This window comes from Actinophytocola sp. (assembly GCF_036378875.1).
GTDB lineage: Bacteria > Actinomycetota > Actinomycetes > Mycobacteriales > Pseudonocardiaceae > Actinophytocola.
Genome location: NZ_DASUVO010000075.1, coordinates 97,136 through 112,742, shown reverse-complemented (window position 1 = coordinate 112,742; position 15,607 = coordinate 97,136). Strand labels below are relative to the sequence as shown.

The window sequence follows — 15,607 nt, the reverse complement described above, 5'->3', positions numbered from 1 at the left end:
GTCAGCTCAATCGAAATGGCCCGGCGGCCGTGGAACCGAGGTCCCACGGCCGCCGGGTCGGAAACTGTTCCGTCAGTCGTCGCGTGGACGACGGGTTACGACGAACAGCACGGCACCGCCCGCGAGGAACAGCATTGCCCAGCCGAGGAGCAGGCCGAGAGAACCCGCTCCCGAGTACGCGAGGCTGTCACCGGCCAGGCTGGCTCCACCGCCGCCTGCCTGGTCGTCGTCGACCGGCACGGTGGCCGACGACGGCGGTGACTTGACCGGCTCGTTCTGTCCCGGCGGCAAGCCGCTGGCAGTCGCCACGTTGTGCACCCTGCCCGCGTCGATGTCGGCGTTGGTGACGGTGTACAGCGCCGCGGTGCAGGTCATCTCCGCACCCACCTGCAGCGTCGTCGACGGGCAGGTGACCAGGCCGACCTTCGGGTCGTCGACCGTGATGTCCTCCAGGACCGTGTCACCGGTGTTGGTCACGTGGAAGGTGTACGTGATCGTCTCGCCGGCGTCGGCCTTGCCGTCACCGTCCTGGTCGTGCAGTGCGGCGTGCTTGGTCAGCCCGATGCCCGGGGCTTCACCCACGTTCGGCGGATTGTCGGACGCGATAGTCTCCACGATCTCCTCGTCCGGCGGGCTGCTGATCGGCGGGTCGGTCCCCGGTGGCTGACCGGTCGCGATCGCGATGTTGTGGACCTCGCCTGCGTCGACGTCCGCCTGGGTGACCGTGTAGAGCGGTGCGGTACAGGTGGTCGATGCTCCCGGTGCGAGCGTCGTCGTCGGACAGGTCACCGGCCCGACCTTCGGGTCGTCGACCTTGACGTCCGTGAGCGGGACGTTGCCGGTGTTGGTGACCAGGAACGTGTAGGTGATCGTCTCGTTCAGGCTGCCGAAACCGTCGTTGTCCATGTCGTTGAGTTGGGCCCGCTTGTCCAGCGTGATACTCGGGTCCGCGATCGGGACTTCCTCCTCGTCCGGTGGTGTGACGATCGGCGGGTCGGTGCCCGGCGGTTGTCCACTGGCCGTGGCGACGTTACGTACCACTCCGGCGTCGATGTCGGCGTCGGTCACCGTGTACGGCGCCGCGGTGCAGGTGGTCGACGCTCCCGGTGCGAGAGTCGTCGACGGACACGTCACCGCGCCGGCCTTCGGGTCGTTCACCTGGATGTCGGTGAGCGTGACGTTGCCGGTGTTTGTGACCACGAACGAGTACGCGATGGTCTCACCCGCGTCGGCGAGGTCGTTGTCGTTCTCGTCGTTGAGCTGGGCCCGCTTGTCCAGCGTGATGTCCGGGTCCGCGACCGGAACATCCTCTTGGTCGGGTGGTGTGACGATCGGCGGGTCGGTGCCCGGCGGTTGTCCGCTGGCCGTGGCGACGTTGCGGACGATGCCGGCGTCGATGTCGGCGTCGGTCACCGTGTACGGCTGCGCGACGCAGGTGGTCGACGCTCCTGGCGCGAGGGTCGTCGTCGGGCAGGTCACCGGCCCGACCTTCGGGTCGTTCACCGTGACGCCGGTCAGCGGCACGTTGCCGGTGTTGGTGACCAGGAACGTGTAGGCGATGGTCTCACCGGCGTCGGCGAGGTCGTTGTCGTTCTCGTCGTTGAGAACCGACCGCTTGTCCAACGTGATGTCCGGGTCCGCGACCGGGACTTCCTCCCGGTCGGGCGGTGTGACGATCGGCGGGTCGGTGCCCGGCGGTTGTCCGCTGGCCGTGGCGACGTTGCGGACGATGCCGGCGTCGATGTCGGCGTCGGTCACCGTGTACGGCGCCGCGACGCAGGTGGTCGATGCTCCCGGTGCGAGGGTCGTCGACGGACACGTCACCGTTCCCGCCTTCGGGTCGTTCACCGTGATGTCGGCGAGCGGCACGTTGCCCGTGTTGGTGACCTGGAACGTGTAGGTGATCGTCTCACCGGCGTCGGCCAGGTCGTTGTTGTTCTCGTCGTTGAGCTGGGCCCGCTTGTCCAGGGTCATGCTCGGGTCCGCGACCGGCACCTCTTCGGTGTCCGGAGGAGACTCGACACGCGGCCCGCGCGGCGGCTGACCGCTCGCGACCGCGGTGTTGCGGACGATGCCGGCGTCGATGTCGGCGTCGGTCACCGTGTACGGCGCCGCGGTGCAGGTGGTCGACGCTCCCGGTGCGAGGGTCGTCGTCGGACACGTCACCGTCCCGGCCTTCGGGTCGGTCACCGTGACGCCGGTCAGCGTCAGGTTGCCGGTGTTGGTGACGACGAACGAGTAGTCGATCGTCTCGCCAGCGTCGGCCAGGTCGTTCTCGTTCTCGTCGTTGAGCTCGGCCCGCTTGTCCAGGGCGATGCTGGGCGCGGGCGCCACGGTCGGGGTGACCGTCGAGTCGGGATCCGAGAGCACCGGAGCCCCGCCCGGGTCGGTGAGTCCCCGCGCGACGGCGGTGTTGTCCACCCGGCCCGCGAGGATGTCCGCCTCGTTCACCACGTGCAGCGTCGTCGCAACACACGTGGTCGCCTGCTGCACCTCCAGCGTGGTCACCTGGCAGGTCACCCCACCGGCCTCCGGGTCGTTGATGGTCACGTTGGTCAGCCGGACGCTGCCGTTGTTGACCACCAGGAAGGTCCAGCGGATCCGCTCGCCGAGGTCGCCGAGGTCGTTGCCGTTCTCGTCGAGGAGCTCGGCCCTCTTGTCCAGCGCGATGCCCGGGACGTCGGTGACCGTCGGCGTGTTCTCCGTCGACACCGGCGAGACGACCGGGCCTCCACCCGGCGCGGTGGCCCGTGCGAACGCCGAGTTGACGACCTCACCGTCCTCGATGTCGTCCTCGGTGGTGATGTGTGGCGCGTCGCTCGTGCAGACCACGATCGCGTTGGGCGCCATCGAGGTTTGCGGGCAGGTCACCCCGCCGACCGCCGCGTCCACGACCGACAGCGCGGTCAGCGGCACGTTGCCGATGTTGGTGACGGTGAAGGTGTAGTCGATCTCCTCGCCGAGGTCGGCGAGGTCGTTGTCGTTCGTGTCGTCCAGGATGCCGGCCTTGACCAGGGCGAGCTGCGGGCGCGGCTCGAAGATCGGCACGTTCGTGTGTGACTCGTCGGTCACGGTGGCGCCGGACGGTGCCCTGGCGGAACCGGTGGTCGTGGTCGCGACCTCGCCCGCGGTGAGGTCCGCGTCCGTGATCTCGTGGTTGGGCGCGTCGCAGGTCGTGCTCTGGTCGAGCGACAGCACGGTCCGATCACAGTCGATCGGCTCGCCGTCGTGCTCGACCACCAGGTCGAACAGCGTGACGTTGCCGGTGTTGCTGACCTGGACGGTGTACTCGATGAGCTCGCCGACGTCGCCGACGCCGTTGCCGTTGTCGTCGACCACGTTCGCCTGCGCGACGAGCCCGAGCTGCGGGTCCGGCGCCGCGGTGGTGGTCACCCACTCGCTGGAGTTGTTGCTCGTGTCCGTGTCGGGACCGCCCTGGCTCGTCGCGACCGTGGCGGTGTTGACCAGTGGGAAGTCGAACGGGTTCGGGGTCGTGCCGGTGATCGTCACGACGGCGTCCGCGCCTTCCGCGAGCGGACCGCCGGTACACGTGACGTTGTTGCCGGCGACCGAGCATCCCGCGGTGGGGCTCGCGACCCCGGTCACCCCGGCCGGGATCGGGTCGGTCACCGTGTAGTGCGCGGCACCCGGACCGTCATTGTGGACGGTCAGCGTCCACGTGATCGGCGCCCCCGCGGCGGCGGCTTCCGGTGCGTACTGCGTGATGCTGAGGTCCGAGGCGGCCTGCGCGGCCGCTTCCTCCCGCGCGACCTCGACGGGCGCTGCCTGGCTCTCCAGCGCACCCGGTTCCGCGGCCAGCGTTTCCTCTGCCCCGGCCGCACCCTGGCCTTCGGCAGGCGTTTCCTCGGTTTCCGGCTTGCCTTCCGCCGTGGCCGGCTCGGCGACCTCGACGTCCGTGCTCGAGTCGGTGGCGGACTCGGTGGTGGCCGGGTCGGCGCTGGCCTCGGCGTCGACCGTTGTGTCCGAAATGGACTCCGTCGCGGACTCGGTCGCCGTGTCCGTGACAGGTTCCGACGCGGCACTCGCTGTCGGCGTGGTGTCGGGTGGCACCTCATCGGTCATGGCGGCAGCCGGCGTCACGAACGCGAGCACGATACCCGCGGCTGTGACGAGGCTTGCGATCCCCTTGACCCGTCTCACACCGTGCCCCGGACTGAGGGTCCGGCGGAAGGCACGGGGCTCTCTTCGATTCTCCATCAACGAGTCTCCAACTCTCCCCGACACAATGAGACAGTCGCGGACACTAGGGCGAAGAGGCGGATGTCAAGCGACGCAAGGATATTTTCACCCGAGCAGTGCACCTGTTGGCGCGAATCACCTACCCGCCGCGACGGCTGCGTGCCCGCGTTCGGAGCGAACAAGCAAAGGCAATTCCCCGGTCGAGTGATTACGCGACACAATGGTGGCTGCGTGGTTGTCAAGCGCGACCAGCACACGAATGGGTGCATTGCTGTCCCGGCGCTGTCGTGGTGATCGTTCTCGACCATTCTGGACCGTGCGCCGACCGCTGTCGGCACCTTGCTTTTTTCGTTGCTGGCCGGGAGGAAACCATGACCGACTCGATCGTCGATCGCCAGTTCGCGGTCTCCGCGCTCAGCGGCGACGCCATGTCCGTCGCCGGGGCGGACGAGCGCAGCCACGACATCTGGGAACATGTGCAGCGCGGCCTGGTCTATCCGGCGCCGTACGCCCTGTTCGCCACGTTCTGGGCGGGAGCCGCGGGCGCGCCGCTGACCCGTGACGTGCTGTGCCGGGTGTCGGCCGCGGTACGCAGGCGCATCCACGACTGGCACGGCAGCAGCAACACCACGGCGGTGGTCGGGGTGGGGTTCCGCCGGTGGGCGCAGTGGTGCGCGGAGGACGGCACCGACCTACCCGTCGGGATGTACCCGCTGTTCCCCGCGTCGGCGGACGAGCCGCTCTCCTCGACCGTGTTCGAGCGTTCCGCCGGCACGTTCGAGGACTCGGCGGGGGATCTGTGGTTCCACATCAAGTCCGATGTGGAGGAACACTGCCGCGCGGTCTTCGAGTACGTGGTCACCTTGCTGGTGGAGCAGGAGAACTGCGTCGACCCGCGGCGCACCGAGTACCAGGAGGCCGCGACGAAGTCGCAGCGGCCGGACAAGCGCGGCGGCAAGGTGGTCGGCTGCCGGTTCTCCGAGAACCTCAACAACCCGACCGACCCGGTGACCCTGCAGCGGCACGTGCTGGTCGGCGCGGAGGACCCCGACCACGCCGGTGCGTCCTATGTGCTCGCTCAGCGGTTCACGATCAACTGGGAGCACGTGCTCGACCTGTCCCCGCAGGGCATCGAGGACATGGTCGGACGCACCACAGAGGACATTCTCGTGCCGTCCCGTGAGGACCGCAGCCACATCAAGCGGGCACGCGTGCAGGACGAGCAGGGCAACACCACGCCGGTGCTGCGGATGAGCCTGCCCTTCGGCCGGTCCAGCGCGATCCGGGACGCCGAGCTCGTGGCGAAGGGGGCGAGCCTGGGGGACGAGGCCGGCATCTACTTCGCCGCGTTCAGCCGAAGCGTCCAGGTGCTGGAGACGATCATGGACCAGCAGATCGGCGGTGAGCGGGGGTTCGTGTCCGACCGGCTGCTGTCCAATGTGCGCGCCAACCTCGGCGGTTTCTTCTACATCCCCAGCCAGGACGAGCTGGGCATGACCGCGCTGCCGGTCGGCACGCTCGGCGACACCGACTGGACTCGCTTCCCCGGCGTCAACTGGGACCGGCTCGACCGGCACTTCGACCAGCGCTCGGCCAACGGCTACATGTCCTACAACCACCAGGACTACCTGTTCCGGATGGCCACGATGACCGGTGCCGACCGGGAGAAGTACCTCCCGCCCTCGCGTCGAGTGCTCGGGCTGCTCGCCACCACGTTCTCCCGCTGGCAGGACAACTGGTACTTCGACGGCACCCAGCAGGAACTGGGAGACCTCGAGTACTACCTGCGCCGCCGTTTCGACGACGCCGAGGTGATGCGGATCATGGCGCTGCCGGTGGTGGAGCGCATGGGGTGGGCGATCAGGATCGGCCTCGGTGAGGTGTTCGCCGGGACCGAGTACGGCTTCCGTGGCCGGCGGCGCAGCCTCGACGGCGAGAACTGGCTCAACGGTGCGGACACCTACAGTGTCTCCCCTGAGGAGCTGATCGTCGGCGGGATGCCCACCCTCGGCCTCGGCCAGGGGCGCTTCGTCATCGACTACACCCGCGAGGACGAGCGCATGTCCAACTTCTTCCTCGGGCTGAGCGCGGCGTCCGGCGTCGGCCACGTGGTGCCCGGCTTCCAGCGCGCGCTGGAGCTGGGGATCGGTGGCCTGGCCGAGAAGGTTTCGACGAAGCTGGCGGAGAAAGGCGCCGACCCGGAGAAGGCGTCGTTCTACCGGGGCGTGCTGCTCGCCCTGGAGGGTGTGGCCGACCATTGCCACTCCTTCGCCAGGCTGGCGAAGGAACTTGCCGCGAACCTCGGCCCGGCCCAGCGGGCGGAGCGGGACAACCTGCTGGCGATTGCCGTGCGGATGGACCGGTTGGCCAGCGACGCGCCGGCCACCATGCTGGAGGCCGCGCAGCTGGTCTTCACCCTGCACTCCTGCCTGCACCTGATCGGCGAGCCGACGTCCATCGGCCGCCTTGACCAGCTGCTGTACCCGTTCTACCAGCGTGACGTGGAGGCAGGCCGGCTCGATCCGGACCGGGCGCAGGAGATCATCGACTGCTTCTGGATCAAGCTCGGCGAGAAGGTCCAGCCCAACCGGATGAACCTGGCGGACCACCAGCCGTGGGGCAACCTGGCCATGGGCGGGATGAGCGGCAACTACCCGCAGGGCGGCTCCAACAACCAGTGGATCCAGCAGGTGACCGTGGGCGGCACGGTCGCCGACGACGGCCCCGGCGCCGGCACGCCGGCGTACAACGACGTCACGATGTTCTGCCTGCGGGCCGCCAGGCGGCTGCCGCTCAACGCTCCCTGTCTGTCGCTGCGTACCCGCTCGGACATGCCGGAGGAGTACGCGCACGAGGCGGCGCTCGCGCTGCTGTCCGGCGGCGCGCACCCGATCCTGCTGAACGACGAGAAGGTCATCCCCGGCCTACAGGCCAGCGGCGTCGGCATCGGCGAGGGTTGCCCGCTCCCCGTCTCGGTCGAGGCCGGTCCTCGGTGGCGCACCGAGGTAGACCTGGTCGCCGCCCGCGACTACGCCTGTGACGGCTGCTACGAGCCACAGTTCGTCGGGAGCAACTGGTTCACCCTCGGCGGGGTGATCACGCTCCAGCCGCTGGAGGCCGCGCTCAACCAAGGCAAGTCGTGGGCCAGCGCGGGTCCCATGTACTTCCGCGGCCAGCGGATCTCGTTCACGTCGGAGGCGCCGACCGAGATCACCTCCTACGAACGGCTGGAGGACCTGTTCTTCACACACCTCAAGTGGATGTTCGCCCGGCAGACCGACCAGCTGCTCGGCGTGTTCGGCCAGATGAGCGCGGTGTGCCCGTCGCCGCTGCTGTCGTGTTTCATCGACGACTGCGTTGACAAGGGCCTGGACTTCTACGCGGGCGGCGCCCGGTACAACGTGGTCGGCCCGTGCTTCACCGCGCTGGCCAACACCATCGACTCGCTGTGGGCGATCCGGCACATGGTCTTCGACGAGAAGACCGCGGTCACGTCGCTGCCCGAGCTGGTCGAGGCGTTGATCTGCAACTGGGGCGAGTCGATGAACGAGCCGTTCGTCAGCACGCTCGCCGGGCCGGCCAGGATCGCCGCGCGGGCGGACCGCTTCCGCCGGCTGCGTGCGGTCGCGATGGGCCTGCCCAAGTACGGCCGAGGGAACGTCGAGCTCGACGCGTTCGGCGACGCCATCCTGCAGCGGGTCGCGCGTACCGCCGTTGAGGTCTACACGGACCCGGCCGCGCCGACCGCGCGGAAGATGGTGGCGCTCGCGCAGCGGTGCGGCACCGAGGAGCACCCGTTCGGCCTGCAGATCCAGCCGGGCACGGGCACGTTCGAGAACTACGTCGAGTTCGGCGCGATGTGCGGGGCCTCGGCCGACGGCCGGCTGCTCGGGCAGGCCATCGCCTCGGACCTGAGCCCGAGCCCCGGCTACGTCGACCAGCCCGTGAACCACCGGGAGGCGCCGTTCCTGAGCACACTGGCCGGGTTCGCCGGGGAGGGCAGCGCGGCCATGTGGAACGTGGCGCCGACCGACTTCAACATCCGGGAGACGTTCCCGGTCGCCGAGCTCACCGAGGTCATCATGGCCTTCGCCGCCGGCGCGGGGTCCAACCTGCTCACGATCACCTGTGCCGATCCGGAGACCTTCACCGCCGCCTGTCAGGACCCGGAGAAGTACGACCTGGTCCGCGTGCGTATGGGTGGCTGGTCCGAGTACTTCGTGGCCATGTTCCCTGCCCACCAGGAACAGCACCGGCGCAGGCCCGTCAGCACCCCGGACGAGGCGGCGACCCTGCCGCCGCACAGTGGTGTGTGAGGCGATCCCCGACCAGTTCGTCCAATGTGGAGCGTTGGTCCGCGGCGGCGGCAAGTGCCGCCGCGGCCATGCCAACGGCGGCGGGCCACCCTTCGGTGACCGCCATCAGCCTGCCCAGGTCGTCGTCACCCAGTTGGACGTCGTGGTTGGCCAGCAGCTGGGTGGTCTCCTCGGCGGTGAAGGCGAGGTCGCCGGCGCGGATCTCGCGGAGCAGCCCGGCCATGCGTAGGTAGCGCAGGCCGGTGGCGGGGTAGTGCCTGGTGGACAGCACGAGCCGGAGCCGTCGCCGTGCTCGCCGGACGAGCAGCTCCGGGATCTGCAGCGCGTCGGGATGGCGGAACCGGTCGAGACCGTCGAGCACCAGCCACACCGGTTTCTCGTGCCGCTCCACGATGTCCACCAGGTCCACGAGGTGCGCGACGATCGTGTCCGCGCCGACACGCAGGTCAGGCAACGGGTTTCTTCGCCCCATCGTCACGGTACGCGTCACCGCGGCGAGCATTCCCGCGCACAGCAGCGCGGGATCGTCGGCGGAGTCCACGTCCAGCCACGCCACCGAACCCGTGCCGTGCTCGCGAGCCCAACGCGACAGCACGGTGGTCTTACCGAACCCTGGAGGCGCGCACACCAGCGTGCCGAGCGCGTCGGCGCCGTCGTCGCCGAAACGGGGCAGGAGACTCTCGGCATGGCGGCGTCTGATCGCACCCGGCGCCAGGCGGGGAATCTCGATCTTCGCGTCCGACATGGGACGGATTCTCTGGTTCTGCTCCGGGGGCACGGCAGCACACGCTAAAACAATCTGGAAATTTGTGTGCGTTCAACGCGACATGTCACCCGAAAAGGTGCCAGTAGACGATCTTTCGGCCGGTCGTGCGGAACTTTCGCAACGGCAATGTCCAAGGGGTCCGGAATTCACCCACCGGGAATGAAGACAACTGACAGATCGCTGTCCACGTTGCCCCGGCAAACGCCGTGATCAGGATTTGCGTGCGACACCCGCCAGGATGCCGGACTCGTTGGGTGTGGTGAAGCTCGACGCGTTGGCCGACTCCTCATCGCCCCACAGCGGAGCCCACGTGACGCCCGGCGCGACGAGTTCGAACTCGCCGAAGAGTTCGGTCACCTCGCGGCGAGTTCGCCACACGGTCCGGCTTCCGTTGCCGCCGTACATCGCGCCGGCGCCGGCCAGCGTGGCTTTGACCTCGTCCGGCACGTCTTCCTTGGTGGCGTGCGAGATGGCCAGGTACGAGCGCGCGGGCAGCAGTTCGCGGTAGCGGGCGACGGCTCGCGCTCCCACGTCGGTCCCGTTCTCGTCGGACTGTCGCAGGTGCAGCACGGCGATCATGAGCAGGCCGACGGGTTCGGTGAGGTCGATGATCCCGGTGTCGCCGACGTGACGCCACAGCTCGTCGGGATCTCGAAGGTCCGCGTGGACGATCGCGTGCCTGGCCGGGTCACCGGACTCCGCGATGAGAGAGCGGGCATGGGCGACCGCGCCGGCGTCGTTGTCTACGTAGGCCACCCTGCTGGCACCGGGGGCGGGTGTGTCGGCGATCGTGTGCGTGCTGCCTTCTCCTGGCATGCCGGCACCGATGTCGACGAACTGCCGGACGCCGCACCGCACGAGGTGCCGCACGGCGCGCCGGAGGAACGACCGGTTCGCTCTGGCGATGGGCCGAACCAGGGGGAACATGGTCAGTACCTGGTCACCGAAACGGCGGTCGATCGCCCGGTGTGCGGTGCCACCTAGGTAGTAGTCGTATACCCCGGCCACGCTGGGAAGTTGCACTTGTGCCGAGTCGCTCATGCCGATCCCTCCTGATCGCAGAAGTGATCAATACCACTTGAATGGTATCCTGGGATTTCCCCTGCCGATTGTGACCTCGAGGGCGTGCGGTGTCACAGGTCAACCGTTCGAGATTGCGCGTGGAAACCGCTGCGGCATTGGCGTCGGAAATGTCGGCGGACACGTTCGGCGATTTTTCGCTGTCGGTCTACGAGACCGGACGACTGGTCCGGCACGCGCCCTCGCTGGGCGGACACGCTCGCCGAGTACGCTTCCTTGTCGATGAACTACGGGGCAACGACAGTTGGGGGCCGCCGCCGGAATACCGGATCGTGCCCACGTTGAGTGCCACCGAGGCATTGCTGTCGACTATTCGACAGCGGACCGTGTCGACGATTTCCCGGGACGACTTGGTGCGTGCCGTCGAGCGTGGGTTGAATTCGCTCTTCGAATGGTTTGAAACGCGCGGAAATATCCCGCTGCCGGACACGGTCGCGGTCGAGCTTGTCGTTCCCGGACTCGTTGGTGAAATAAACGCGCATCTCGACGCGGACGTACCCGAAATGGCCGCGTGGCGGGGCAGGCGGCTGGCATGTCCCGCCGGCATGGATGACGGGCTGCTCGGTGTGCTGCGTGGCGCGGTCGTCGAGGGGCAGGCGTTGCCGATGAAACTGGCGCACACCGTCGAGGTCTTCGGTGACGCGGTGCGGGGTGCGCGGTTCGTCGAACCCGTCGCGGGTGTCGTCGGCTGCTCACCCGCGGCCACGGCCGTCTGGTTGGGCGACGCCGAAGTACGCGCCGGCCGGCATTCCTCGGTGCGGTACCTGGACGACGTGCAGGCGCGTGGCGGCGGGCCGGTGCCCACGGCGGCGCCGCTGCCGGTCTTCGAGCGCGCCTGGGTGCTGTCCACATTGGCCGGTGTGGGCCTGACCCCACCGGATTCCCGTGAGTTCGCGCGTGGTCTGCACGCGGCGTTCGGCGAGCACGGTGTCGCCGGTGGAGCCGGGTTGCCCCCGGACGCGGACGACACGGCCGCCGCGGTGACCGCGCTGGCCCGGTTGGGCAGCCCACGCTCACCCGACTGCCTGTGGTCCTATGAGGAAAGCGACGGGCACTTCGCGTGCTTCCCCGACGAGCGCACGCCGTCGAGCAGCACGAACGCCCATGTCCTGCAGGCGTTCGGCTCCTGCCTCACGGCAGAGCTGCCGGGTCGTTCCCGTTACGAGCACGCGATGGCGCGGCTCACCGACTGGTTGTGCGGGTGCCAGGAGCCCGACGGGAGCTGGCGGGACAAGTGGCACGCCTCGCCCTACTACGCCACGGCGTGCGCCGTACTGGCGTTGTGCGAACACGGCGGTGACCGGGCCGTCGGGGCGCTGCGGAAGGCCGTGCTGTGGGTGCTCGACACCCAGCGCGTGGACGGATCATGGGGATGCTGGGCGGGCACGGGAGAGGAGACCGCCTACGCGGTGCAGATCCTGTCCCGCGTTCGGGTCACGGACGCCGACGGCGCCGTCGACCGCGCGATCGCGAGGGCCCACCCGACACTGTCGCGTGTGGACCAGCCGCACATCCCGATGTGGCACGACAAGGATCTCTACACGCCGTTCCGGATCGTACGCGCGGAGCGGCTCGCCGCGCTCTGCCTGGCCGAGGCCAACCCACGGGTCGTCGAACACCTCGCCCGGCCGAACGTCGGCCGGGCAACGGGGAAGGAGCATTGATGCGGTGGCAGGAGCTTCGGATGAACCTCCGCACCCTGCCGTTCCTGGAGTCGCATGTGGGCACGTCCGACGGCGTGCTCGAACTCCGGGACCGGCCGATGCCGAAACTGTTGGTGTGGCAACCAGAGATGATCGACTGGATCTTCCGGTCGGACGCCCGGCTGCGCCATCCCGGCGGGCAGAGCCTGACCCCGCTGTTCGGCGAGTCGTCGCTGCTGTGGGCGGAGGGGGAACGGCACACCGCCTACCGTCACGCGCTCGGCCCATCGCTGCGCGGCAGAAAGCTCACGGAACAGAAGGAGGCCGTCGCCGACGCGGTGCACGCGGCGATCGACCGCCTGACACCGGGAACCGTGGTCGAGCTGCTGCCGTGGACGCGGGCGATCGCCCTCCGCGTGATCGCCCGTATCCTGTTCGGCCACTGCGAGGACGACCTGCTCACCGCGGTCACACAGTGGACAGAGAGGGCGTTCGGCGCCCGCCACCGCACCCTGGTCTACCGGTACCTGCTGGGCGGCATTCCCCGGCCGGGCGCCGAACTCGACCGGATGTTGGTGCGTGCCGCGAAGGTGAACCCGGACCTGCGGCCACGCACGCTCGCGGCCCGCATGCTCGACGGTGACGGGCCGCTTGGCGGAATCGGCGACACCGAACTGCGGGACGCGGCCATCTCCCTGATGTTCGCCGGCCACGAGACCACCGCGGCAGGCGCGGCGTGGGCGCTGTACTGGCTGGACAGAAACCCCAAGGTGCGCAACGAGATCCGCGAGGAGATCGCCGCCACGGACGCGGACGGCTCGGATCCGGCGCGGGTGCCGCTGTTGGCCGCCGCGGTCTCCGAGACCCTTCGGCTGACCCCGCCGGCCTCGCTCGCCGAACACCGCGTGCTCACCGAGGACGGCGAGGTGTGCGGCCGGATGATGGCCGCCGGCACCAAGCTCACCCCCGCCATCTACCTCGCCCACCACGATCCGGACGTGTTCGGTCACCCGAAGCGGTTCGACCCGAGCCGGTTTCTCGGCGGCCGGCCGCCCGCGCACCACTACTTCCCGTTCGGCGGGGGCACCCGGTACTGCCTGGGCAGCCAGCTCGCGCAGCTGGAGATCCGGATGATCGTCGCGGGCGTGCTGCGCCGCCGCGAGTGGCGATGTGTCAACCCCCGCGCCGGTGGCCCACGGATGCGCGGCAACGTCATGGCACCGGCCTCGACGTTGCGGATGCGGGTGCTCACGTGCCGCTGACGGCCCGCAGCGCGTCCATGCGGGACGCCATGGCCGTCCACCGGCTGGAGTTCCCGTTCTCGGTCAACTACGTGTGCTACGCGAGCGTGGGCGCCTGCTTCGCGGTCGGCGACGCCGGGCAGCTGCTGGACCTTCCGGTGCTGGGGGCGATTGCCGCGAACCTGATGCTGATCGTCGCGGCACTGGCGCTCAACACCGCGGCCGACGTCCGCAACGACGAACAGCACGGGGAGCGGGGTCACCTGGTCGGCGCCACCCGGCGGTTCGGTCGTGACCGGGTCGTCCGGTGGGCCGCGGCGGAAGCGGCAGGCGGGATGCTGCTCGCCGGTCTCGTGGCCGTATGGGTGGCCTCCGCGGCGATCCTGGTGACCGCGGCCGGAATAGTCGTGCTCCAGGTGCTCTACAACGTCGAACCCGTGCGGCTGAAGCGACGCGGGCTCATCGGCGCGGCGGTGTACTGCGTCTCGCTGTCGGTTCTGCCGTTCCTGTTGTCCTACTGGACGATCCGCTCACAGCTCGACGCGTCGACCTGGACGATCGTCGCGGGCCTGTGGGTGCTCGCGGTCGGGCGGGCGACGTTGTGGTCGGTGCCCGACCGGGTGGCCGACATCAGGACCGGCTTGCGCACTCCTGCTGTGCGTCACGGTTTCGCGGGTGCCGTCGCCGTGTCCGTCGCGGCCGTGATCGTGGGGTTGGCCGTCACCGGCTGGGGACTGTGGTGGCGGTTCGGGCCGGCCTGGGCACTGCCCCTGGTGGTTCTGCAAGGGGCGTTCCTCTACGGCACGGTCGCCCCGACCTCGCGGCGCATCCAACGGCGGGCCATGCCACCGGTGGCCGTCGGCATGGTGGCGTTGACCGTCACCCCGCTGGTCGCGTGACCTCAGGGTTTGCGGCCGAGGCCGGCGTGGATGGGGTGGCGCTCGGGGTTGTTGCCGATGTCGTCGTCGGGGTCGGGGCGCCACGACACGACGGGCACGATGCCGGGGGAGACGAGGTCGAGTCCGGCGAAGAGGACCCTGAGGGACTCGGGGTCGCGGACGGTCACCTCGAGCTTTTCGCCAAGGTGCATTCGTTCGAACAGCTTCTGGCCTGATACCAGGTACTCGTCGGGTCCGTAGTGGGAGAGGGCGAGGTAGCTGCCGGGGCTGAGGGCGTCGCGGTAGGCGGTGACCATGTGGGCGGGGTCGTCGGTGTCGGGGATGTGTTGCAGGGTGGCGATGAGCAGTACCGCGGTCGGTTGGTCGAGGTCGAGCAGGCGGCGGGTTTCGGGGGCGTCGAGTACCTGTCTGGGGTCGCGGACGTCGGCGTCGACGAGTGCGACGTTGTCGTTGAGGGCCAGCAGGTCCTTGCTGTAGGCGACGACGTCGGGGTCGGTGTCGACGTAGACGACGCGGGCGGTGGGGTCGATGGCCTGGGCGACCTCGTGGACGTGGCCGACGCTGGGGACGCCGGAGCCGAGGTCGAGGAACTGTCGGATGCCCCTGCCTGCCAGGTAGCGGACCATGCGGCCGAGCAGCGCGCGTTGTGTCCGGACCAGGTAGGGGATCTGCGGCGCGACGATCGCGGTGCGGTCGGCGAAGTCCCGATCCGCGTCGCTGTGGTATCTGCCGCCGAGCCAGTAGTCGTGCACGCCGGCGATGCTGGGATCGCGTAGATCCGGGTCACCCGCCGAGTCGACCGGAAGCATTATGTGCCGCCCAATCATTGAGTCTTGGCTACAAATTCGTCACATTCCAGGCGATAGCGTGCCAGTCGGCAGCGCGCGGCATCAACACCGGAACCTGCCGTCCGGGTCACATTCACCCGCAGTGGGTGAAGACGCGCACGGCGTCGTTTCGCCAGTGTCGATCATCGTCGTCGCGGTCGAGCGACTGTGGCGTGGCGGCACGATCCGAAGGAATGATCAGGCATTGGTCGACAAGGATCCGATCGCGGCATGGGAACACGCCTACCGCGCGTACGAGAATGCGGCGGAGACGGACGTCGCGAGTACCTCGCGCGCGGTCGCGGCGGCGTGGCGCGGTCTCACGGAGAGCACCGACCTACCGTGGTGGCTGCTCGCGGCCGTGTGCACGGCGGCCGAGGCGTTCGACCACCAGGCCGAAGCCTGGGAGGACGTGCCCTCCCGCCCACCCACCACCGACAACACCAAGAAGCCCCCTCGGAAGCGGTACGTCTGGCCGGCCGTGCTCCTCCCCACCGCCCGACGACCCACGAACGGCTGGCAGGTACTTGCCGACACCACCCCCAACGGCAGCGACAACGGAGAAACCCGCTCCGACTCCACCGGCGAGAACTGATGCCCGCCGCGGGGGCCGGTGTCCTGAAAGACGCGTTCGG

General features: G+C 69.1%; 9 protein-coding genes. 5 read left to right on the top strand and 4 right to left on the bottom strand.

Annotated features, from left to right (window positions below):
• Nucleotides 1-72: 72 nt before the first annotated feature.
• Nucleotides 73-4,161 (bottom strand): CLIPPER-2 domain-containing protein, encoded by a 4,089-nt coding sequence (locus VF106_RS21790; RefSeq protein ID WP_330841625.1) that lies wholly within the window; start codon nucleotides 4,159-4,161, stop codon nucleotides 73-75.
• Between the two features lie 410 nt (nucleotides 4,162-4,571).
• On the opposite strand from VF106_RS21790, the gene VF106_RS21785 reads away from it, so the two are divergent.
• Nucleotides 4,572-8,516: a Dyp-type peroxidase gene (locus tag VF106_RS21785; RefSeq protein ID WP_330841624.1), complete on the top strand. Its 3,945-nt coding sequence runs from the start codon at nucleotides 4,572-4,574 to the stop codon at nucleotides 8,514-8,516.
• Here the strand turns inward: VF106_RS21785 and VF106_RS21780 are convergent.
• Both VF106_RS21780 and VF106_RS21775 read right to left on the bottom strand, forming a co-directional pair.
• Complete coding sequence (locus VF106_RS21780) at nucleotides 8,467-9,261, bottom strand: MalT transcriptional regulator family protein (RefSeq protein ID WP_330841623.1); 795 nt, start codon at nucleotides 9,259-9,261, stop codon at nucleotides 8,467-8,469. The two genes, VF106_RS21785 and VF106_RS21780, sit on opposite strands and share 50 nt — an antisense overlap.
• 231 nt (nucleotides 9,262-9,492) lie before the next feature.
• Nucleotides 9,493-10,323 carry an SAM-dependent methyltransferase gene (locus VF106_RS21775; protein ID WP_330841622.1) on the bottom strand — a complete coding sequence of 277 codons (831 nt, stop codon included), beginning with the start codon at nucleotides 10,321-10,323 and terminating at the stop codon, nucleotides 9,493-9,495.
• A gap of 542 nt (nucleotides 10,324-10,865) precedes the next feature.
• Here VF106_RS21775 and VF106_RS21770 point away from each other — a divergent pair.
• The 3 genes from VF106_RS21770 to VF106_RS21760 are packed head-to-tail and all read left to right on the top strand — an operon-like array spanning nucleotide 10,866 to nucleotide 14,145.
• Complete coding sequence (locus tag VF106_RS21770; protein WP_330841621.1) at nucleotides 10,866-12,026, top strand: prenyltransferase/squalene oxidase repeat-containing protein; 1,161 nt, start codon at nucleotides 10,866-10,868, stop codon at nucleotides 12,024-12,026.
• A complete protein-coding gene (locus VF106_RS21765) occupies nucleotides 12,026-13,267 on the top strand; it encodes a cytochrome P450 (RefSeq protein ID WP_330841620.1) in 1,242 nt (413 codons plus the stop codon). Before VF106_RS21770 ends, VF106_RS21765 begins: the two co-directional genes overlap by 1 nt.
• Nucleotides 13,258-14,145 carry a UbiA family prenyltransferase gene (locus tag VF106_RS21760; protein WP_330841619.1) on the top strand — a complete coding sequence of 296 codons (888 nt, stop codon included), beginning with the start codon at nucleotides 13,258-13,260 and terminating at the stop codon, nucleotides 14,143-14,145. The genes VF106_RS21765 and VF106_RS21760 overlap by 10 nt, the downstream gene beginning before the upstream one ends.
• Before the next feature lie 2 nt (nucleotides 14,146-14,147).
• Here VF106_RS21760 and VF106_RS21755 read toward each other — a convergent pair whose 3' ends face one another.
• The gene (locus VF106_RS21755; RefSeq protein WP_330841618.1) at nucleotides 14,148-14,954 is read right to left on the bottom strand and encodes an SAM-dependent methyltransferase; all 807 of its coding nucleotides are present in this window, start codon (nucleotides 14,952-14,954) and stop codon (nucleotides 14,148-14,150) included.
• A gap of 154 nt (nucleotides 14,955-15,108) precedes the next feature.
• On the opposite strand from VF106_RS21755, the gene VF106_RS21750 reads away from it, so the two are divergent.
• Entirely contained in the window at nucleotides 15,109-15,567 is a 459-nt protein-coding gene (locus VF106_RS21750) for a hypothetical protein (protein ID WP_330841617.1), read from the top strand.
• Nucleotides 15,568-15,607 lie beyond the last annotated feature (40 nt).